Here is a 21,954-nt window from a genome sequence, read left to right on the forward strand (position 1 = left end):
GATGCCCATTATAGAGAGAGGGAAGACAGCCATAAGGCCATCGAAGAAGATGGCTGACAGGGAGGGAGTGGCCTCTGTAGTCGGAACAATACTGGCGTTACTTGTTTTTCTCTCAATACTTGGAATATTCACAAACCACTATGTGCCTTCGATGATGGCCGGCAACGAGCACAACCATGACAGCCAGGTGATAACGCAGATATCGGAGCTCAAACAGGCGATAGACAACATGATGATGTATTACATCAACTCCCACTCGAGCACTCTTTCAGCCTACACGCCGCTTACGCTTGGCTCATCCGGCGTGCCGATGTTTGCTACCGGGACCCAGGGACAGCTGGGCATAGTGCCTGAAGCTGGGATGCAGGATCCTTCATTCTCGGTTGTATTCAATTACACTGCTGACGGCCACAGTTTCTCTGAGAATTCAACGTCTGGAGGGGGTGTCGTCGTGAACATACCCAACAGGTACTATATCCCTCAGTCAATCCTCTATGAGAATGATGCTGTTATCCTAGGGCAGAGCAGCGGTCAGGTAATGCTCGCGAATCCAGGCTTCAATGTCACTAGCAGCGGCAATACAGTTAGTATGCGTTTGCTGCAGTTGTCTGTGGAGACACCGACATCATCAAATGTCACTTATTCCGGAACAAATACCGTGGGCCTTACTTCGCAGCTGCTTGAATTCTCGCAGGGGACATACAGCGTGAATGGCTCCATCAGAATGCAGATAGTTACGCCATTCGCCTCAGCATGGGAGAATTTCATAAATTCAGCATTCAGACAGGCAGGACTGAGCCAGGGGCATGGATTGAAGGTGAGTGTCGGAAATCTTAGCTTTCAGAATTACATTCTGACAGTAACAGTGACACCCAGTAAGGGATTTCAGATTACACTTTCTACCGCGATTGTGAGTATCGCTGCGGAGGAGTGAAAATGGCATCAACCGCAGAAACTTCACACGAGAGCGAGACACAGAGAAGGAGCATCCCATCACTCATAGGTGAAAGCTACAAACGCTTCCTTTCAAAGAGAGGGAACAGGCGTGTCAAGATCAAAATGCCCAGGGATGAGGTTGACAGGAAGATGGACTGGGCTGAGGGCAAGGGCTCTCCGTACACCGTTATACCCCCCCTCCTCAAGCCGACTATGGAAGTTGTCGAAATATACCCTGTCAGGAAAATGTATTCCTATATCAGGGTCACATACGACAGCGAATCCAGCGAATACCTTCTTGAAGCAATCGAACCGCAGCTGACAGAGACCGAGACGAAACTTCTCTCACTGCTGAAGAATTCACTGCAGCGGACGCTCGATTATGAATACAAGCAGCTCTCGCAGATGGACAGGAAGGAATACCTGAAGCGCAGCATTGAGAGTTTCCTGAGCACAAGGGGCCTTAACCTGACACCCATTACAAAGGACAAGCTTGCATATTACATCATAAGGGACTTCATCGGATACGGTCCTGTGGACATTTTTATAAACGACGTCTTCGGAGAAGACGTGAGCTGTGATGGAGTGGATGTTCCGATATTTGTATTCCACAAGAAGTACGAGAGCGTCAAAACAAATGTTGTCTTCAGGGATGAAGAACAGCTGAACTCATTTGTTGTCTACATAGGCCAGAAATGCGGTAAGCAGATAAGCGTTTCAAATCCCATACTTGACGGCACCACCCCTGAAGGTCACAGACTTCAGGCGACCTATGCGAGAGAGGTGACAAGCAGGGGATCCTCATTCACCTTCAGGCTGTTCAAGGAAAAGCCGTTCACTCCGGTGGACATGATAAACTACGGGACTGCGTCCCCAGAAATGATAGCATACCTCTGGATGAGCGTGGAAGCCGGGGAATCCGCAATGATAATAGGAGGAACGGGAAACGGCAAAACTTCCACACTCAACGCGATCTCCCTCTTCATTCCGCCGAGTGCAAAGATCGTCACGATGGAGGACACGAGGGAAATAAATCTTCCCCATGAAAACTGGATACCTGGAAGCACAAGATCCGGCGTGGGAGAGAAAAACGCCCAGGGGAAGGCGCCCGGGGAAATAGACATGTTCGACCTTGTGAGGGCAGCTCTCAGACAGAGACCTAACTACATCATTGTCGGTGAAGTCAGGGGAAAGGAAGCCTACACGATGTTTCAGGCAATGGCAACCGGGCACACGACCTACTCGACCATGCATGCAGACAGCGTCAAACTGATGATCAACAGGCTGGAGAATCCGCCAATCAACATACCGAGGATACTGCTAACCGCGCTCAGGACGGTTGTGGTACAGCAGCAGGTCAGGGTCGGAAAGGAAAATGCAAGGCGCATCCGGAATATCGTTGAACTCATAGGATTCGAGCCGGGCACCAACGAAATCATAACCAACGTTGTCTTTGAATGGGATCAGGTCAAAGATTATTTCAACTTCAAGGGGCACAGTGCCCTGTTTGACAAACTCATGGATCTGAAAAACTGGACCCACGAGGAGCTGAACGACGAGTTCAACAGAAGGATCGACATAGTGCGGTACATGGTTCTGAGAGAAATGAACAATCACATGGATATCTGGGCCCTCATCAATAAATATTACAGGGATCAGGAAGGAACGATGCAGATGGTGCGGTCGACACTCAGCAGGACTGTTAAAGTTGCGGAGGATGCGGTAGTTGTCTAGTCAGCAGGATGAGTCAAACCTGTTCAGCAGGTTCGAGGGTGTCAAGAAGAGCTACCTGGGAACAAAAACAGTAAAGTCAAAGAGGATGCTGGAAGGGCCGCATCCCATCAGGCTTCCTCATGGAACTGTCCCCGACTATGTGAAACTGACGCCCTACCAGCAGTTCTGCTGGAGAACGATGCACAGGTTTGTCGAGGCACGATTCAGGCAGAACCAGTCGCTTGAGGACAGCCTTATAAAGGCGCATATCAAGATCAGGCCCGAGGAGTACACGGCGTACGTATGGATGTCCACAATCATCGTTTTCATTATCGGTATGGCCGTGGGCGTTGTATTCGGCGGTGTCATACTCGCGCTGCTCAACCAGATTGTTGTTCTCAGAATCTCTGCCCTGATTCTTCCCGCACTGCTGCCTCCGATAATCACTTATTTTGTCCTCAATTCCCTCCCGTCCTCAAAGGCAAACACCAGGGGAAGGGATATCAACAGGCACATCGGGAGCGCAATGAGCTTCATCTCCGCGCTTGCATCCGCGGATGTCAACATTGATGTAATATTCAGCGAGCTCGCAAAACAGCCAATTTACGGAGAGGTACAGAAGGAAGCCGAGTGGATTACTAGGGATACAACACTTCTGGGTGTGGACATACTGACAGCAATAAGAAATGCAGCCGCCAGGACACCCTCGACAAAATTCCAGGACTTCCTGCAGGGTGTTGTGACAACCGCCACTTCCGGAGGCCAGCTGAAGCCTTATTTCCTCGCAAAGGCCGAACAGTTCGAAAAGGAGGACAAACTCAACACAAAGAGGGATATGGAAACACTCGGCCTCTTTGCAGAGACATTTGTGACTGTTGTTGTGGCATTCCCCCTCTTCCTTGTCGTCATTATGGCGATAATGGCGATAGTCAACGGCGGCGGTTCCGCGGCACCTGTTGCAGTCCTGTTCGGAACACCGCTGACCTCCACCGTGCTCCTGCTGTTTGTCGTTGTGCTCCTGATGATACCGGCATCACAGGCAGGCTTCATCTTCTTTGTTTGGAACCTTAGTAAGGAGGCCGCACAATGAACGCAACAGTCTCATCTTACGTTGATCTCAAGCCGCTGATGAACGTAAGGAAGGATCTGGGCAAGCAGATACTCGCTGTCTCGGTAGCAACAATGTTCATTTTCCTGCTCATCGGCATCGTAGGTGCCATGAACAGCCAGAATTACTTGGGATTCGGTTTTCTTGACTGGATTGTGCTGGCGCTGGCAGTAATGACCGGACCGTACGGTATCTATGCAAGCATGCAGGTCAGGAAAATCGCACTGATTGAAGAAAGGGTGCCGGATTTCCTCAGGGATGTTGCGGAGGCTGGACGATTCGGAATGACACTGGCGCAGGCCATCCTCATTGCATCTTCGGGAAAGTACGGAAAACTCACGCCTGAGATCAGAAGGATGTCCGCACAGATTGACTGGGGGGTTCCGGCGACAGAGGCAATCAGGATGTTCTCCGAAAGGATGAACAGCGCACTGATAACAAGAATTTCAAACATAATCATCAAGGCAAGTGACGCGGGAGGGAATGTTTCAGATGTACTGAACATGGTTGCGCACGATGCAAGAGAGAGGATACTCGACAGAAAGGAACGGACAATTGCAATGAGCACATACATGGTTGTAATCTACATATCATTTGCAGTGTTCCTTGCAACCATATTCATACTCGAGGCAACATTCATACCCGAGATAAAGAAGGCAGGCACGCAGCTCCAGAATGCCGGGGGGGTCCTCACCACAAGCGGCATATCGCAGGTCAATGTCCTGGCAATAGGACCGGTAACACTCGCGTTCTACATAGCAGTCATTGTTCATGCAACAGGTGACGGTATTATGGCTGGAGTAATACAGGACGGGAAGATTACGAACGGAATGAGGCACAGCGCCATCATGCTTGTAATCGGGCTTGTCTTCATGCATTTCCTGCTGGGGGTCTGAGAAATGGTAAGCGCGGAAGAGCAGAAACAGCAGGAAGAGGAACAGCAGAAAAGACACATGGGAATGAAATCCAGATACATCCGTTTCCTGAATTCCCTCGGAAACAAGCCCGTGCGTGTCAGGATAACCGAGGAAGAATTTAAGGAAGGACGCAACGAGAAAATAACCCCGGTTCCGCTGATTAACGAGAAGACGGTGGAAGAGGTGGAGCTCATACCTCTGAAGGAGCCCTATTCTTACGCACGCATAAAGTACGACACCATACCGAATGAATACATATACGAGCTCATAGAACCCCCGCTATCCCTGGATGAGCGCAGCGTACTGACTAAACTGAAGGAAGCGCTGGTCTCGACGCTCAACTTGTCCGAACAGGATGAAAAGGAGGAGAGGGAAAAGGTTCTCAAAAAGGCAACCCTTGAAGTAATGCGTGCCCTCGATATTTCACTCAACCCCATATCAATGGAGAGAATATTCTATTACCTGAGCAGGGATTTGGTCGGACTGGGCACAATAGAGGGCGTTATGCTCGACAGCAACGTGGAGGACGTTTCCTGCGACGGCGTCAACATACCGCTGTTCATTTTCCACAGGAAATACGGCTCAATAAAGTCGAACATCAGATTTGAGAAGGAGACCGACCTCGATGCATTTGTTGTCTGGCTTGCACAGCGCTCTGGGAAGACCATATCGGTGGCAAACCCGATGCTGGACGCCACGCTTCCAGACGGCTCAAGGCTGAATGCGACACTGGGAAAGCATGTTACAAAGAAGGGCTCCTCGTTTACAATCAGGCGGTTCAAGGACGACCCGTTCACACCGATAGACCTCGTTCGCTTCAAGACAATGAGCATCGAGATGATGGCCTATCTCTGGCTCTGTATAGAATATGGCAGCTCGATGATGGTCTGCGGAGGTACAGCAAGCGGCAAGACCACTACACTCAATGCTGTTCTGCTCTTCATACCGCCGCAGATGAAGATAATAAGCATCGAGGACACCAGGGAGCTTAACCTTCCGCACGAGAACTGGATTGCATCCGTGACAAGGGAAGGTTTTGGCGGCAAGTCTTCAGGCCAGATGGCCGGAGCTGTTGACATGTTCGACCTGCTGACCGCAGCAATGAGACAGAGACCCCAGTACCTGATGGTGGGAGAAGTCAGGGGCAAGGAGGCGTATGTGGTGTTTCAGGCAATGGCCACAGGCACAATAGCCTATTCGACATTCCATGCCGACGATCTGAGTGCAATGATACACAGGATGGAAAGTGAGCCGATAAATCTCCCGAGGTCACTCATGACGGCACTGAACATAATGCTCCTCCAGGGGCAGGTGAAGGTCGGCACCAAGATGACAAGAAGGGTCAAGTCGCTCACCGAGATCGTCGGTCTTGATCCGGAAACAAACGAGATCATATACAACTCGGTGTTTAACTGGAATCCGGCCGATGACCGCTTCCACTTCTCAGGGCACAGCTACATATTTGAAAAGATAAGATTGTCCAGAGGATGGTCCCCGAGGCAGATGGAGAACGAGATGCGCAGAAGGGTTCTCGTCCTCGAATACATGAGGAAGAAGAACTACAACAACTACAAGAAGGTCGCATCCCTGATATCTGCATACTACAGGGACCCCGACAGGACAACAGAAATGATTGAGAAGGAATTGACTGATGTGGGCCAGCCGGGCGGCCAGGGACAGCCCGGGCAGCCCACAACAAAGGCATAGATTGTATTTTGTAATCTGCAAGAGTGAATATGACCTGAACATCAGTTTCCATTCTCTGAACAATGCTGAAATATCAGGCGCGGCTATCCCGGAATTGATAAAATGCTGACAGTAGGGCTCTATTACGACGTCGTGCCGGGAAAGGAAAATGATTTTGAAAGCTACTTCAACCTGGTCGTCGCGGAAATCAAGAAAAAGAAAGGTTTCGTTTCCGCTCTTCTTTACAAACGGGTGGATAAACCGGGCAGCTATCTCATTTATTCGGAATGGAAGGACAGAGAATCGTTTGAAGAATTCATCAAGTCAAGAGACTTCAGCAGCGCAAAGGAAGGCGGATCCGATATGCTCGCCGGAAGACCATCTCACAAGATTTACAACGCCTGATGAGGAAGCCGTCGCATCATGTGTTCATAAAGTCGAAAACGTTGCCCTTTTCGTGCCTATATTCTTGTTTTTCGGGAATGACCAGCCTCCATGATGAAGAGTCCAGATGGAAGGGGGATGGTTGTGGCGGATTTTCTCATTTTCATTGTTCTGCCTCCTTCTCCTTCAACTCGATGAACTCACCTGACGTCAACGTCACATGGCGAGGGAAGAGGAACGCATTTATCCGTTGTAACCGAGGTTCTACAATGTGAATTGCCTCCCTGGTGAAATGATGATTTTGCGTTGGTAATTTCGATTTATCGTGCATGTGTGTATTGAGTATACGAAACACAATAAATCTACCATTGTTTCTCCGGAAAAGCATTCTTGATGGGGGCTAATTACACCATTGAAGAAACGTACAGAACAGAGCGCATAATGCTGCAGAGAACGTTCAGACAGCGGAACAACTAAGCGACGACAAGGCCAGCAGGCAATTGTTGGTTTAGAGCCTCCAATTTCATCAGGATGAAAGTTCCCAGTATCCACCCTATTGAGACAAGTTTTACTCCGACAAAAATGACAAAAATTGAAATGTCATTTCCAAATTAAGATCATCGCTCGATGTCAGGCCTGTCGGTTACAGGCCTTGTGACAGGATTGCTGAACACATATGGATCTGCGTGCTTGCGTATCTCATCGAACGCATTGCCGAGATCGATGTGAAGACAATGCACGAACGTAATAGCCCGGACAGGCAGCTGCCAGCAATAAGTGCTGAAAGCGTCTTCAGTTCATTCGGCAACATAGTTCTCAGCGAACATGCGGTGAAGGATGATTCGGCACGCAGGTGATTCACCGCAACACAGCGCACAGGATGGCAGACCGCACTCGCAGAGTCGCGGGACATCGGAGAGAAGGTGTTTACGGAAGAGAAGAATGTTCAGTTTGTCTAAACAGACTTCTCTTCTCGATTACCACTACAAACGAAAGTGAAATTCCCGAACAATCACGCAAAAAATCCTGTCGAACTTGGGTAATAAAAGTCGATAACACATGCCAGCAGTTGAGAGATGCAAAGTCTTTCACGAAAGAGGCAAGAAGGATGGATGTTCTCTGTCGAGAATGTCATATCCATTCCTTTTGCGAGAAGTCAGGTTAAACGAGTCTCACGAAAGTGCAGTTCACAAATTGACACCATGATAGACTTCATTCAGTACCAGTAAATTCCAGTGAAAGGAAGCGATTGCCCATATGGTATCCCAGTTGTTGTCAGAGTTGTAGGTGGAGTTTCCGCCGGCCATTGATACCCGAAAAGTATCAGGAAATCAGCAGATACCGCTGGCGTGCCTACACCACTTGACCCGCTACCAAATGCGCCGGTTATAAAAGGACCGCCAGTTGATGTTGGCGGTGGAATCGATGGTTTGGTGCCTAATGATGATTCGGATATTCCAAAACTCACGTTTACTGAAACGGCAACCCCTCCAATCGCTGCTGGAAGGAGTATATAATTTGACGGATTATAGGAGGAAGGACTCCCAAGAGCAGGATAAGTAGCACTGCTTTGACTTACTGTGGTCTGATGGTATCCAGGCGTGCCGGATGAGTTGACGAACCATTCAGTGGCTCCTGCAGATTCGTTCATTACTATGAATGACATATCAGCATAGAATTTATTGGGCGTGGAAAAACTGAAAAACACAAAAGCAATTTGGGAGAAACCATCAAGGTAGATATCATGCGAAGTCGTCACACTTCCAGACCAGTTGTGATTTTCAAGGACGAGATTGAAATAAACGCCTGCGCTTGATTTATGCGGAGTAGATGAATATATCACATCACTGGTAGGTATGCTATATCCGGAATTATAACTCGGATTTGCGCCTGTACTCATGTTTCTCCAGCTGAACTGTGAAAAGCTCATGCTTGTATCTCCAAGATATTTCGATGGGTAAGACTGATTCAATAAGGAGCTCGAATTGAGGGATTGAAGCACCACCAACTCCACAGTGAAGTAAGCTTTATTGCCACTCGAATCGGTCGCTGTTATCAGGAATGGTTCCACGCCAGAAGCTGAGGAGTTTACTTTACCGGACAGGGTGTATATTCCAGGATAGTCCGTGGTATTCATTGGTTTTGGAGAACCGCTGACGGATATGTTCGTCAATGACGGACTGAGAGCCCTCACTGTAATGCTTCCAACACCTTTGCCGTTATTAAGAGGATCAAATGCCAGTTGATTATTGTCAACAACATACGCGGTTATGCTGAACTTACCTCCCATTGTCGTCGGGGTTGTCGGATTCGGGTTAATGCTCGCGGTTACAATATTAGGACCTGTGTTTTCCACTGACACCATAAAAGTGTAATTGGAGGATGTATGAGAGTTCCCGACTGTGTCATTGACAGTTACCGTCACCGGATAAGAACTGCCCACCTGGACCATGGTTGCATTCACACGAAAGGATGTTGTATTATAGAGACCACCCGAAGAGCCTGCTGTGAGCATTGGCATCCACTTTGCCTTGCTGGAGTCATTGAGAAGACTTACGTTCGCGGTAACAGTGATCGCATGGTTGCTTCCATATATACTTGCATACACAGTGATGTTGCTTCCAGGACTTACCGGATTGGGCAAAGCCCAGGCGCTCTGAATTACTGGCCGAACATGTGAAGGTTTTCCTTGAAGAACAGAGCTCCAGACAAGATAGTTATTGGCCTTGTCAATAATTGATACCATTACAACGCTTGTGCTCGTAACGGCTAAAGATCCGGTCAGATTTACTCCCCACAGTATATCTATTGTCCATCGGACAGAATTCCAATGTGAGAAATTCTGGCCATATCCCTCATCCAGGGAAAAAACAGATGTGTTCTGGTTCACCTGCACAACAACGGCCGTAAGGGAGCTTGTGAGTGCCTGGCCCCCTTCATGCGTAATGTTCAGATAAGTGGGAGAGGTGGTGTTAGACAGTGTAGCATTGAAGTCGGCATAGGTCTGGGCATTCGGCGTCGGAAAGGCATTCACATAGAGGAATATTGTCGAAAACAGGGTTACCGTTATTCCCAGTATCAGTATGTCGCCAATGATTTCAGAAACGCCCGAGTCCTTCCTTCCCTTCCTTGAAGTACTCTTCCTCGAATTAATCATGAAACTCAACACCGGTCTGGTTACAATTACCCTCAGAACTGAATATAAAACAGAGCGACATGAGTTTCATAGTTTGATAACATCGGCTGGCATCGGCTGAGGCAACGGTCTGGCCGGTTAAACAGTTTCAATGCATGCAATGTAACGAATATCGTAATTTCCTGTCTGCGGCATAATCGACTTTATAAACTTCACCAGTGTAAGGGCATTTTCACTCAGCTTTGAAAAATTGAACAGGGCGGACCGATGAACTTACGCGATTTGAAGGGAATGCTCATAATAGGCGAAAGAAAGGTGTTCGGAGAGGTGGCAGAGATCATAGACACTGCCAGGGAAGCGGACAGCATAATAACCGCCATGTTCGTCAATCCCCGCGGAGATTCGATACAGCAGGAAAATGAGAAGATAAGGCTTCTCGAGAAGAAGTCGGACAATTTGAGTTTCCGTATTAAAAACGAAATAACAAACGGTGCAATAAGCTCCAACATTATCGACAATCTCCTTGAATGCGTGGAGATGGCCGACAGCGTGATGGACGACTTCTACTACATCAGCAGGGAAATGAACCGCATGAGAACGGTTGATACCCAGAAAGAAGACGGCAAACTTTCAGTTTTCAACGAAATGGCCCTCTCGATGATGAAACTTGCAGATCAGGCTATGGAACTGCTGACAAGGATGCTGAAGTCAAAGGACATAGGCGAAATGAAGGAGGACAGGAAGAGCATCGAGAAACTTGAGGAAGACGGCGACAACATAAAGGATGCGGCATTTGACAAACTTTACAGCATTGCCGCGGAGATCAATTTCCTCCAGTTCAACCACGTAAGCAACATGATACACAAAATTGATGACATACTGGACGGCTGCGAGGATGTCTCCGACCTGGTGCTGGCAATAGCGACATCGATCTCGAAGTGATGCAGACGTTCTACATTACCACGGCAATCGCGCTGCTGGCAGCAGTCTCGCTTGTGGCGGGAAACAACCTGAGCGCCTGCGTGGGCACAACAATCGGGTCAGGCATCCTGGGCAGGAAATCAGGAATTGCGCTCGGAACACTGGGATACATTCTGGGCCTGCTGATACAGGGCTCATATCTGGAAAAGGCTGCCTCAAGGCTTCTGCCGTTCCCGACTCCCGCAATTGTGACGGAAGCCCTCGCGGTCACAGTCATTGTTTTCCTGATAGGTCATTTTCTGAAGGCGCCACTGTCCCTGACTATGTCCCTGGTCGGACTGATGGCCGGCATTTCATATGCACACCACCAGTCGATAGACCTCCATTACTTCGGGGAAGTTGCGGCAATGTGGGTTGTGGCTCCGCTGGTTGCGCTAGTTTCCGCATTCATTCTGACGAAGGCTGTAAACAGATCCGATCCGCGGGACATCTGGAATCGTGTGGCCGTTTACAAAGTCATGCTCATCGCAGCCTCCTTCTTCGCCTCCTATGTTCTCGGCGCAAACACCATTGGCCTAATGGTTTCCGTTGCCGGCTACAGTCTGCCAAACCTCATTGTCGCGATAGCTGCAATTGTAATCGGCACCGTCCTCCTCAGCTCCAGGGAACTCAGGCGTGTCGGTCATGAACTCTTTTCTCTGCGATACTCGAATGCACTCATCACGCTTGCGAATTCCATACTGCTTGTTGAACTTGCCACGCTGTTCGGCATACCGCTCTCCAGCACGCAGACACTGTCCGCAGGTCTCTTTGGCTCCGGTCTTTCATATAAGCAGAGATACATTTCGATGAAGCCCTTTGCAGTCATCGTGCTGGGATGGATCATTGCTCCTGCTGCGAGTTTTCTGGCCGGATACTTGATATAAGCGGAGGACTGTGTAAAGATTTTGAAAATAGTTAAACTATTAAGCTTATAAAAGATAGGGCTCCCGCCGTAACTGTGCCAAAGGAGAGAAATGATGCCCGGAAGAAAACATTACGAGATTGACAACGAGCTGGTCAGGACAGATCTGATGGACAAGGCCAGCCATTCAACACGCAATGCGATTATCGCCATAGTGAAGCAGAACGGAGAGACGAGCATGAAAAACGTAGCCGCATCACTGGGCATCAGCAAAATGGCGGTGAGCAAGCATCTTTCAAATCTGGAGAGAGACAGGCTTGTCCAGAAACGGGTAATGAGGTCAGGTGTCGGCAGGCCGGAGTACAGATATTCACTGACGCCCAGCGCACACTATCTTTTCCCTACATCGTACCCGTACATTGCGTTGTCGGCACTGTCATTTATAGAGGAAAAGGTGGGAAAGGAGGGCATCACGGAGTTCTTTGAAAGGAGGAAGAACGAACTCCAGGAAAGATATTCGGCCAGGCTTTCAGGCCTGTCGTTCGAAGACAGGGTGAAGGAACTTGCACGGATAAGGGAGGAGGAAGGTTTCCTTGCAGAATCCGGGAAGCTCGATGACGGGACAGATGTGCTCGCAGAACACAACTGCCCCCTAATGCAGGTCGCATCAAAATACGGCGCGGCGTGCACAAAGGAACTGGAGCTCTTCAGGGCTCTTCTCGGAGACAGTGTTGAGCGGACTCACTGGATGGTTGAAGGAAAACACATGTGCCGCTATCTGATCAGACCGAAGAAGACAGAATGAAGCATTTCTTTGTGCCGGATATTGTGCGGCATGAATTCATGATAAATATGATCTCAGGCATGCGGTTTCACTATGCCTGACGCCAGATACCTCAGCGAGCTTCAATCGCATGTCAGGAAAATACTTCCCGAATGCATAGAGCTCAGAAGGAAAATACACACCCGTCCTGAACTTTCATTGAAGGAGAATGATACAGCTGCGGCAATTTCAGCATTCCTGAGCGGACACGGCCTGAACCCTCACAGTTACGGGTTCCCGTCCGTTGTCTGCGATTCCGGCGACCCGCCGGTTATCGCGCTGAGAGCCGACATGGACGCCCTCCCCATCATTGAGAATTCCGGAGAGGAATTTTCGAGCAGGGTGGAAGGAGTTATGCATGCATGCGGTCATGATGCGCACTCTTCGATGCTGGCGGGAGCGGCTGCCGTCATACACGACAGGAAGAGGGCTCATGCCAGGTTCCTTTTCCAGCCGGCGGAGGAAATTGGAAGGGGTGCGAAGATGATGATTGAGGCGGGAGCACTCGAAGGAGTGGAAAGGGTTTTCGGTCTGCATGTATGGCCATCGCTTGATACCGGAACTGTTGCAATCCTGGACGGCCCGGCAATGGCCGCACCGGACGAGTTCTCAATTACAGTCAGGGGCGCGGGAGGGCATGGCGCATATCCCCATCTCGCGAAGGACACGATACTTGCATCCTCATCCATCATAGACAGCGTTAACTGGCTTGTTTCCAGGACACTGGATCCGCTGCAGAGCGGGGTGGTATCGTTCGGCGAAATAAAGGGAGGAAATGCAGCAAACGTCATACCTTCCGAGGTTGTGATGAAAGGGACGATGAGAAGTTTTTCAGAGGATGTCAGGAAAAGGCTTTATGAGGGTATGAAGAGAGCCTGTTCGGCAGCGGAGACAAATTTTGGAGTGAGCGCAGAAATCAAATTGCTGAACAGCGGACCGGCTGTGATAAACGACCGTGAATTCGCAGAAAAATGCAGAACTCTTGCCGGCGGATTCATGGGCAATGCAGCCTGCAGTCCCACCATGGGCAGCGAGGACTTTGCATACTATCTCAAAAAAGTGAAGGGGGCATTCGCATTTCTGGGCACCGGAGGGGACTTATCGACAAGGGCTTCCAAGCACAGTGCTGTCTTCCGTTTCGATGAGAATGCCATGTTCTATGGCATCATGCTGGAGGTAATCATTGCAGAGAACTGGAACAGTCCATAGAACTGAGATGCACGAAACCCACTGGAGATGATCTGCTGGTCGAAATATGTGAAATAAACGATCCGGAAAAAATGAAGGAGGTATTAGCCGTTGCTGAAAGCGCCTGGGGAATGGAGGAGCCGGAGTCGTTTGTAGGAGATCTGCTGAATGCAGTCAGATACCACGGCGGACTCGTTCTTGGTGCGTACGATGGCGCAGAACTCGTCGGCTTCCTCTTCGGGATAATAGGAAGGGCCGGGGACAGGTATTACGTTTATTCACACATGACTGGTGTCATAGAGCAAAAGAAATATTCAGGCATTGGCCGCAGACTTAAACTGAGGCAGAGGGAGTGGGCCAGAGAGCATGGTTATGAGCTGGTCGCATGGACTTTTGATCCCCTGATGAGCCTTAACGGCAATTTCAATATCAGAAAACTGGGCGCAATAAGCAGAACATATCTTGTGAACTTCTACGGGACGATGACCGACAGGCTGAACGCAGGCATTGAAACAGACAGACTCATAGCCGAATGGTGGACAGGCGAAGAAAGAGAATCGGAAACATTCAGGCCGGAAGATTACGAGACTTTAACCGAAACCAGGATTGGAAGAAGCGGGATGAGGGAGATTGCCTCGGTGCACGAGCCGGCCGGCGACAGGGTGACTGTCGAAATACCCTATGACTTTGTGCGATTGAAACAAGAAAAGATGGATGCGGCAATCAGATGGAGGATGGAGACAAGAAAATTATTCAGAGAGCTGTTCAGCGGCGGTTATGTCGTGACATCGTTTGTGTCGGAGGGCGGGAGGAGCTATTATCTGCTCGACAGAAAATATCCGATGCCGCCTGCGTGGAAGGATCGCGTCTTCAAACAGGAGTGAGCGGTGCCGGGGAGCATGTGCCGCAGACCGGATTTGAACCGGCGACTTTGAGATTTCCGTGTTGAAACACTTCAGTCTCACACTCTCCCAGGCTGAGTTACTGCGGCGCGTCGAGAAGGTAAACGCTGCCATTATTTAATTTAAATTGCGCGATGACCTGCAGGACGCACATGAATTATGCGACAGATCATCTCAGCACAGGCGACTCGCTTTCTGGAAATACATTCGGAAATCATCTGTTTCACAGGCCATTCCTTTGCAGCTAAAGGGGAAAGCTAAATCTGCCATTGCCATCGGAATGATGAAAAAATGCAAAAATTAAGCCTCAGATTTTAATCTGAGACGATAAAATTAAAGGATTTGGTAGCCGCATATGCAGCAAAGTCAAAACCTGCGGGTCAGTTATTCAGTATCTGTCTCTGTCGTCCCGCCTGCCGCCACCGCCGCCGCCAAATGACCTGCGCCTGTTGTTGAACGGGCGCCTTTCCGGCTGCTCGTATTCCTTGTCGCTTACGTTTACACCGGTGCTCGGGTCAGCTATGTCCACTTCGCTCTTCGCTATCTTTCCGTACTTCCCAACGTTTACTCTTATGTGTCCTTTTACAAGCGATACGTATCCATTTTCAATCTGGATCGTTTCGCCCTCAGAGACTGTTCCAATCTGATCCTGCCAAAGGCTTAGGACCACGCTACCGGACTCGTCTGCTATAGGCACTTCAGCGACCTTTCTCGAAGGTCCAAACTTGGAGGGAATCTCTTTCGGCTCCCCCACTGAGAGTACTTTTGCTATCACATTGACGCTCTTTGATTCGGGCGTCAAATCGGCTATTTTTGTCAATTCCTTGCTCTGTTCCATCTATATTCTTCCTTGTTTACGCTTTTTGTCCCCTTATTCGGAGACTAACATTCAATTTACGGTGCTTTATTTAAAGTATCGCTTCGCAGGGGAGCAAAACAAAAGATACTTTATAACGTGCTATTACAGCTCAATAATGAACATTTATGGCGAATGCACATTCAGAACAGCCGAATTCGAGGCAGCGGAAGCGTTTCGCAAACTTACGAAAAACGAAATTAAACAACTGTTTTGCAACGCGTGTTAATGTAGTTCCCTTCCGGACACTGTTATTTCAGCCCATGTCTTGCAGGCCATGTCCGTATCCGGTTAATGCCTGATTTCTACAGCTACATACAGCTATGTTCATGGAAGTGATGTCCGCGGGGAGAGGTCAATGCCTCAAAACATGATCGGCAACGGTGTACCGGCTGCACGCTGCAAAGCTGGATGACACTCCCTTCAGGGAGTACATATGCCGGATGACATTCAAATGCCAATTTACGATAATCATGGGTTTGGACGGAAATCAGAAATTAAGCAGACCCTGTCGATGGCCAAATGGATTTATAAGCGGGGACATGTCTATGACAATATACTGCCGCAGGAAAAAGGAAGACAGATGCCGGTAATCGTGCACTCTGACGGTTGCCGGAGTCTGCTTCAATTTCAAAGGCGGAGGGATATTTCATGTTGGGAATAAAGGGCTGGGAAGTCAATACACTTGAAGCAAAGAGATTTTCTCAGCTTGGTGAAAAGATGGTAAATGTCAGGATAGACCACAACAGTACCGTGACGGCGATGAATGCAGTAAGCAACACGGATGTCTCAATCGAATTCCGTTTTACAGCCAATTATACCGGAATGGGCTTCATCAAAATCGAAGGCAAGATAACAGTCAGCGATGATTCCAGATCACCGGAATCGGTCGTGAAGGAATGGAGACAGACGGGCAACATGCCGACAGACTTTGCCAATGCTGTCCATAATGCGGTCATGGCCAACTGCATCCCCACAGCGCTGCTGGTATCAAGGGATTTGCAGTTGCCGCCGCCTGTTCCGCTGCCGCAGGTTGACGTGGGACAGCAGAAACAGGGAAACAAGTCGGTCAAGGGGATGGAAGTGGCATAAACAGAAGGCGCTTATTTAATGTGGCCCAGAGTAAAGGACCCTATCGTCAGTGAGCGCTTTGAAGCCGTGTATTTTATCTTATCCCTTGTCTGTGTTTCGCATATACCCTGAATTGAGATGAAGTTGTTCTGCCCGTCCGTCATGAATTCCATGACACCGTCCATTATCGAACTGATTATCTGGACATCCTGATCGTTCATTATCCCCTTCTCCACACTGTACATACCGACGCTTCTGTCCTTCTTCCTCTTTGCGACGAAAGGCCTCATCAGCCTGAAAATGCTCCTGACGTCGTAGCTCGCACTCAGGCTCGAAATTGATCTGAAAACAAGACGGTAGCTCTTCTTCTCGACAATGTCGTTTATCGTCTTGAGGTGCTCCTCGACCATTGTGTTTATGCGCTCAATATCGGCACCATTCTCCAGGTATGCGGCGTTCTTGACTGATGTATTGTCTCCGATGGAACGGGAATATGCATCTATGTAGAAAACCAGACCGAGTTCCTCATACTGGTCGTAGCCATTGATAACAACAGACATCTCCTCCCTTATCTCTGCAACTGTCTTGTCTGTTGTCACCCAGATCAGCGGTATTCCCTTCCTGAGTCCCTCAGCGGCAAAGGAGTTCATCGCAATTTCCTTCCCGACGAATGACGGACCGAAGATGATAACCTGGGCGCTTACCGGCAACCCGCCAAGGAGCAGATCGTCCAGACGCGGAGTTCCTGTCTTGACCTTCTCCTGCCTCAATTCGGAAACTGCAAGTTCCTCCATCGCCACGATCTCCTTTCCTATGAGAGCGTTTTCCCGGTTCCTGATTTCTGCTTCCTTCTGGGAAAGATATTTTTCCGTGGCCCTCAGTTTTTCTTCCTTTTCTTTTATCTGCTCTCTGAGATCCTCAAGGGCCTTCTTCAATTCCACCTCCTTCATCGAGCCGAGCTGCTGCTTCTTTATTTCTATCTGCCTCAATTGCTCCTTCATCAGCTCCTCCCGGTGCTGCAGATCCACCTCATGCCTGTTGAATTCTTCCTCCTTGAAGCGCAGCTTTTCCTCGAGTTCCCTGGATTTTTCATCCTTGAACTTCATTTCGTTTCTCAATTCGTCAATGGTCTTCTCGTAGTCCTTCAGTTTATTTTCATAAACAACCCTGTCTCTGACGAGTTCCTTGACTTTATCCTCGAGATTACCAGAACCCATGACAGATACTGCTTCTATCGCCTTTATTTCAGTCCTCAGACTGTTCACTGTCGATTCGGCCTCTGAAAGTTTCTTCCGGAGCTGAATAACTTCGCTTTCATCCACGGAATTGGGCAAGTCGGCAGTTGACTCATTCTTATGTTCTGTTTGCGTACCTTCGGATGCCGGAGTAGCCGGAGTGCCGGTTTCATCTTCGACAACTGAAACAAAGTGTTCCGAATTGCCCGAGAGCCACTGCAGTATGGGTTCGAGATCCTCCTCGCCGTTTTCAGTGACAGTGGGAGGGTACACTCCAAAACTCGCACTATCATCTCCATTCCGGTGAAATGAGGAATCGCCCAGTGGCCCGCCCGTGCTGATGGAGACTCTATTGCCGCAGTACGTGCAGGAGCCTGACTGATCGAGCTCATTGCCGCATACGCTGCACTTTCCACGTGTCTGCAGACCGCCTTCTCCGTTCAAGAATATTCACTGGCAGAGGATTACCCGATAAGTCCGTATTTAACCGTTCGCTGTAAATTTTCAATAAAAGCATTATTGCATACTCAATAATCTGGACAGGCAATACGCATTCCCGCCCGGCCCTGACACTCCTGACAGCGTGTTTTTGTCTGAAAGGCCCTGCATGCCGCAGAAATTTGCCGATTGAAAAGAGCATGGATGATGTGGTTCAGGTCATTGAGTGGCACCCGGATCCTGGAAACAATCAATACGCATCCAGTTCAGATTAACCGCCACTTCGGTATCCGGGGCGCTATGCAAACCAGGTATTGCATCCGGGCCCTGTCTAATCCTTCTGAGCCCTGGCCTGAAACAGCGTTAAACGGCAGGTGACGCCCGTCTCTCTCACTTCGGTTTCCTGTAATCCATGATAGACTTTGGCATAGCAAAATCCTTCATATTCAGTTCCGTAGCGGTCTTCCAGTAGACGGTGGGGTATATGAGCTTCTTCATCGCAGAAGCCCTCTTCTTGTTCTGTATGACCGCGTCGAATATCTCGTGTATTACTTCATCCATGCTCTTTTCCCTTCTGAATCCCAGCGAAGGAAGTATTTTGTGTTCAACCTCGTAAATATGCTCCTCCTTCTCCACCCTCGGATTCTCAACGTACTCCATGCCCGCATCTATGCCGTATTCCCTGCCGATCTTCTGCACCTTTTCCGCCAGCTGGAGCGTATCGTATATTTCATCTATCTGGTTGACCACCCTGTATTTTCCCTTCTCAGGCGGATTGTCCAGCAGAAGCGTGAGGCAGTTAACGCTGTCATAAAGGGAAAGGAAGCCACGCGTCTGCCTTCCCTTGCCGTATATGAGCAGCTTGTTGAGCAGGACCGACTGAACCACATACTTGTTTATCACGGTCCCCCATATCGAGTCGAAATCGAAGCGTGTGGCGAGTGCGTCGTTTGTGATCTCGTCGACCCTGGTGCCGAATACGACACCCTGCATCACGTCCGTTGCGGTTATGTCGTACACCCTGTTTGCCATTGCCACATTATACGTATCGAATATCTTGCTGAGGTGGTACCAGCTGCCTCCCATCCTCGGAAACATGAGCCTGGCTTTTTTCCCATTCCTTTCCAGCTCTATGTCCCCTTCTGTAATCTCTATTCCGGGTGTTCCGTACTCTCCCATGCTTCCCATCTTCAGCAGATGCGCATCAGGCACGTGCCTCACCATTGAGAAAAGCACGTTGAGGTTTGTTGCTATGTTGTTCAGCTCGGTATAGAGCACATGCTCCTGATCCACCATACTGAAGGGCGCAGATCTCTGCTGTGCAAGGTGGACAATATTTTCCGGTTTATATTTCTCGATTATCCTGTCAACCGCCTTCGGGTCGCGTGCATCGGCCTCCACGAAGGTGATGTTCCTCTTCCCGGTCTCCTTCGTGTATGCTGAAAGCCTCTCCTTCATTGACCGTATGGGGACAAGGGTGTCGGACTTAACCGATTTGACCAGTTTCCTGGTGCACAGGTTGTCAACAATGATTATTCTGTCGTCCCTGCGAGCACCAAGATGAATCGCGAGGGGCCATCCGATATATCCGTCTCCACCAAATATAACAGTATTTGACGTAATGAACACCAGCCGGGATTAAATTCGACAGAATCATGGCACTAATAAACCTTTCCGGTGTCTGCGGCTCCGGCACTCATAAACGGATGAATTGAGGCAGTTCGTCTCATTTTTATACTGACTTCACAATGACTTGAAGGAGTTAGGATGACCGGAGAACTGGAAAGGGAAATTGCCGCGGAGATCGAAGAATCGCTCAATGTCCACAGAATGCTCCTATCCGTCACAAAGGAGATTGCACAGGCTGCGGCAATTTTAATCGGATCTTACAAATCCGGAGGCAGGATGGTCATTTTCGGCAACGGCGGAAGTGCTGCCGACGCCCAGCATATTGCAGGCGAACTGGTAGGAAGATTCAAGAAAGAGAGGAGGGCCATCGACGCAATTGCACTCACAACCAATACGTCGATACTCACGGCAATTGCTAACGACTATTCATATGAGGAAATATTTGCCAGGCAGGTGGAGGCAAACTGCAGCAAAAATGACACGGCAGTCGGCATTTCCACAAGCGGAAAATCAAAAAATGTACTAAAGGCGCTTGATTCGGCAAGGAAAATAGGATGCAGGACGATAGGTCTTGCAGGGGAGAACGGTTTCCCGGCTGGCAAAACCGATATCGACATAAAGGTACCGTCGAAGAATACCCAGCGGATACAGGAATGCCACATACTCATCGGCCACATACTGTCCGGGCTGGTGGAGGATGCGCTGGCATAAGGGATTGCACTGAGCAGGGCCGTATGCGCAGGGGCAGGCAAGAACAGACACAAAAGATAATATCATCACAAATCAATTAATCTTACAGAGGCCGATACTTGAAGCTGGTGCAGGCTTGAACAAAAACGAGAAGAAAATACACGTCAAAATCAAGAAGGGAAGCAAGCTGACGTTGAAGGACGTGTTGAAGAAGATAAAGGAAATTCAGGCCTCGAATCCGGATCTTGATGTTTTCTTTGACGGTGACGAATACGCAATCTGCAGCAGGCCGATAAAGAAAGAAGGACAGTTGACTGAAGCGAGAAACGGAGAAAGAAAATAGCCGGGCTGTTCAAACTGTGGAATACACCACGCCTGCGGACATGGACAGTTTTTCTCCGCGATTCCGCTTCCGAAATGGGTTGTTCATTCCGATCTTAAACAACCGGAATGAAATACGGGTTTTTCCTGACACCGGGATTTCAGGCTTCCTGGGCTGCGGTCTCCTGATAGTTTCCAGCGCTTTCCTGATGTACCGGATTTGCGATGTCCTCGACCGACTGGATATATTTTTCAACAAAAGACTGCATTACTCTCTGGAACGGAGCAAATTCATGCGTCTTCACATACCCTGGATATGTGTTCTCTATCCATTCCTTCTGGTTGTATGTCAGTTTTACGACAAACTCCTGGCCGCCCGGGCTTCCTCTCTTCAGTTTCGGAGGTTCGTTTGCCAGTAATGCCGCGATCTTGTTCAGAGTGTCGTTAGCCTCCGCCTCAATTCTCTGCGAGGGAAGCTCGGCAGCACTTGCGAGCGCAGTAACAACCGCCTCTTCTGCAGCGAGTGTCTCCTCAGGTGTGGGCGAGGTCACAACAGAACTTTCCGCAGATACGGCTGCTGCCGTCACATTGCCTTTTCTCCGACCGAACGCACGTTTCAATCTGTCAAACATTTTCCCATCCTCTTCTTCGTTTTGTTTCACCGAATAGGGAAATCTTCCGATTTCCAATTCCAGCAGGCATATTGCATTTCAAGTATAAAATATTGTCTGACGATCGTATGACATATCTGGAAATTGGTAAAAAAGCGGAAACTGCAGGGTTATTTTCATTTCTGTCAGGCATACACAATATAAATAATGAATTTATTATTAAAATATATTTCGATGACCAGCTGCTGATTTATTTTAATCGCAAATTGTGGTTGAGCACACGGTGAAATATCCCTGATCCTGGCATTGGGAGGGGGTGTCATTCAATCTCCGGGCGGAATGCCCTCCACTCACCGTAAGAATTCCGGAAAGCGGAATCCAGAGCAGGTTTCGCCGCAGTCAGGGCGTATTGTGATTGAGTCCCGTGACTCCCGCAATCTCAAAATGTAAGCAAAAAGACTTAAAGCAAAAGGAATTGAATCAGT

19 protein-coding genes and 1 tRNA gene are annotated in these 21,954 nt (G+C 49.0%); 14 read left to right on the plus strand and 6 right to left on the minus strand.

The annotated features are described in order from the left end of the window. Position 1: 1 nt before the first annotated feature. From KIS29_03215 to KIS29_03240, 6 genes are all read left to right on the plus strand, one after another. On the plus strand, positions 2-934 hold the full coding sequence (locus tag KIS29_03215; GenBank protein MBX8639330.1) for a hypothetical protein: 933 nt from the start codon (positions 2-4) through the stop codon (positions 932-934). A gap of 2 nt (positions 935-936) precedes the next feature. Next, positions 937-2,670: a type II/IV secretion system ATPase subunit gene (locus KIS29_03220; protein MBX8639331.1), complete on the plus strand. Its 1,734-nt coding sequence runs from the start codon at positions 937-939 to the stop codon at positions 2,668-2,670. An 85-nt stretch (positions 2,671-2,755) separates the two neighbouring features. Next, positions 2,756-3,739, plus strand: coding sequence for a type II secretion system F family protein (locus tag KIS29_03225; protein MBX8639332.1), 984 nt, complete (start codon positions 2,756-2,758; stop codon positions 3,737-3,739). Further along, positions 3,736-4,653 carry a type II secretion system F family protein gene (locus KIS29_03230; GenBank protein MBX8639333.1) on the plus strand — a complete coding sequence of 306 codons (918 nt, stop codon included), beginning with the start codon at positions 3,736-3,738 and terminating at the stop codon, positions 4,651-4,653. Before KIS29_03225 ends, KIS29_03230 begins: the two co-directional genes overlap by 4 nt. Before the next feature lie 3 nt (positions 4,654-4,656). Continuing rightward, complete coding sequence (locus KIS29_03235; protein ID MBX8639334.1) at positions 4,657-6,381, plus strand: type II/IV secretion system ATPase subunit; 1,725 nt, start codon at positions 4,657-4,659, stop codon at positions 6,379-6,381. 102 nt (positions 6,382-6,483) lie between these two features. After that, a complete protein-coding gene (locus KIS29_03240) occupies positions 6,484-6,765 on the plus strand; it encodes an antibiotic biosynthesis monooxygenase (GenBank protein ID MBX8639335.1) in 282 nt (93 codons plus the stop codon). A 1,195-nt stretch (positions 6,766-7,960) separates the two neighbouring features. Here the strand turns inward: KIS29_03240 and KIS29_03245 are convergent. Then, positions 7,961-9,901, minus strand: coding sequence for a type IV pilin (locus KIS29_03245; GenBank protein MBX8639336.1), 1,941 nt, complete (start codon positions 9,899-9,901; stop codon positions 7,961-7,963). A 246-nt stretch (positions 9,902-10,147) separates the two neighbouring features. Here KIS29_03245 and KIS29_03250 point away from each other — a divergent pair, with 246 nt between their 5' ends. From KIS29_03250 to KIS29_03270, 5 genes are all read left to right on the plus strand, one after another. Then, positions 10,148-10,822 (plus strand): DUF47 family protein, encoded by a 675-nt coding sequence (locus KIS29_03250; protein MBX8639337.1) that lies wholly within the window; start codon positions 10,148-10,150, stop codon positions 10,820-10,822. After that, a complete protein-coding gene (locus KIS29_03255; GenBank protein ID MBX8639338.1) occupies positions 10,822-11,727 on the plus strand; it encodes an inorganic phosphate transporter in 906 nt (301 codons plus the stop codon). The genes KIS29_03250 and KIS29_03255 overlap by 1 nt, the downstream gene beginning before the upstream one ends. Positions 11,728-11,817: 90 nt before the next feature. Further along, a complete protein-coding gene (locus KIS29_03260; GenBank protein ID MBX8639339.1) occupies positions 11,818-12,510 on the plus strand; it encodes a transcriptional regulator in 693 nt (230 codons plus the stop codon). A gap of 72 nt (positions 12,511-12,582) precedes the next feature. Further along, a complete protein-coding gene (locus KIS29_03265) occupies positions 12,583-13,737 on the plus strand; it encodes an amidohydrolase (protein MBX8639340.1) in 1,155 nt (384 codons plus the stop codon). A gap of 71 nt (positions 13,738-13,808) precedes the next feature. After that, a complete protein-coding gene (locus tag KIS29_03270; GenBank protein ID MBX8639341.1) occupies positions 13,809-14,600 on the plus strand; it encodes a hypothetical protein in 792 nt (263 codons plus the stop codon). A gap of 18 nt (positions 14,601-14,618) precedes the next feature. Here KIS29_03270 and KIS29_03275 read toward each other — a convergent pair. After that, positions 14,619-14,707, minus strand: a tRNA-Phe gene (locus tag KIS29_03275). A 299-nt stretch (positions 14,708-15,006) separates the two neighbouring features. Continuing rightward, the gene (locus tag KIS29_03280) at positions 15,007-15,456 is read right to left on the minus strand and encodes a single-stranded DNA-binding protein (GenBank protein MBX8639342.1); all 450 of its coding nucleotides are present in this window, start codon (positions 15,454-15,456) and stop codon (positions 15,007-15,009) included. A 669-nt stretch (positions 15,457-16,125) separates the two neighbouring features. Between KIS29_03280 and KIS29_03285 the strand changes: the two genes are divergently transcribed. Next, positions 16,126-16,566, plus strand: a complete 441-nt coding sequence (locus KIS29_03285) for a hypothetical protein (protein MBX8639343.1) — start codon at positions 16,126-16,128, stop codon at positions 16,564-16,566. Between the two features lie 11 nt (positions 16,567-16,577). Here KIS29_03285 and KIS29_03290 read toward each other — a convergent pair whose 3' ends face one another. Beyond that, a complete protein-coding gene (locus KIS29_03290; GenBank protein ID MBX8639344.1) occupies positions 16,578-18,224 on the minus strand; it encodes a recombinase RecA in 1,647 nt (548 codons plus the stop codon). A 384-nt stretch (positions 18,225-18,608) separates the two neighbouring features. Then, entirely contained in the window at positions 18,609-19,841 is a 1,233-nt protein-coding gene (locus KIS29_03295; GenBank protein ID MBX8639345.1) for an NAD-dependent epimerase/dehydratase family protein, read from the minus strand. A gap of 144 nt (positions 19,842-19,985) precedes the next feature. On the opposite strand from KIS29_03295, the gene KIS29_03300 reads away from it, so the two are divergent. Together KIS29_03300 and KIS29_03305 are read left to right on the plus strand one after the other, a co-directional pair. Next, positions 19,986-20,558: an SIS domain-containing protein gene (locus KIS29_03300; GenBank protein ID MBX8639346.1), complete on the plus strand. Its 573-nt coding sequence runs from the start codon at positions 19,986-19,988 to the stop codon at positions 20,556-20,558. 115 nt (positions 20,559-20,673) lie between these two features. Next, positions 20,674-20,880, plus strand: a complete 207-nt coding sequence (locus KIS29_03305; protein MBX8639347.1) for a hypothetical protein — start codon at positions 20,674-20,676, stop codon at positions 20,878-20,880. A 139-nt stretch (positions 20,881-21,019) separates the two neighbouring features. Here KIS29_03305 and KIS29_03310 read toward each other — a convergent pair whose 3' ends face one another. Beyond that, positions 21,020-21,547 carry a hypothetical protein gene (locus tag KIS29_03310; GenBank protein MBX8639348.1) on the minus strand — a complete coding sequence of 176 codons (528 nt, stop codon included), beginning with the start codon at positions 21,545-21,547 and terminating at the stop codon, positions 21,020-21,022. Positions 21,548-21,954 lie beyond the last annotated feature (407 nt).

Origin of the sequence: Candidatus Sysuiplasma jiujiangense, assembly GCA_019721075.1 — an archaeon.
Taxonomy (GTDB): domain Archaea; phylum Thermoplasmatota; class Thermoplasmata; order Sysuiplasmatales; family Sysuiplasmataceae; genus Sysuiplasma; species Sysuiplasma jiujiangense.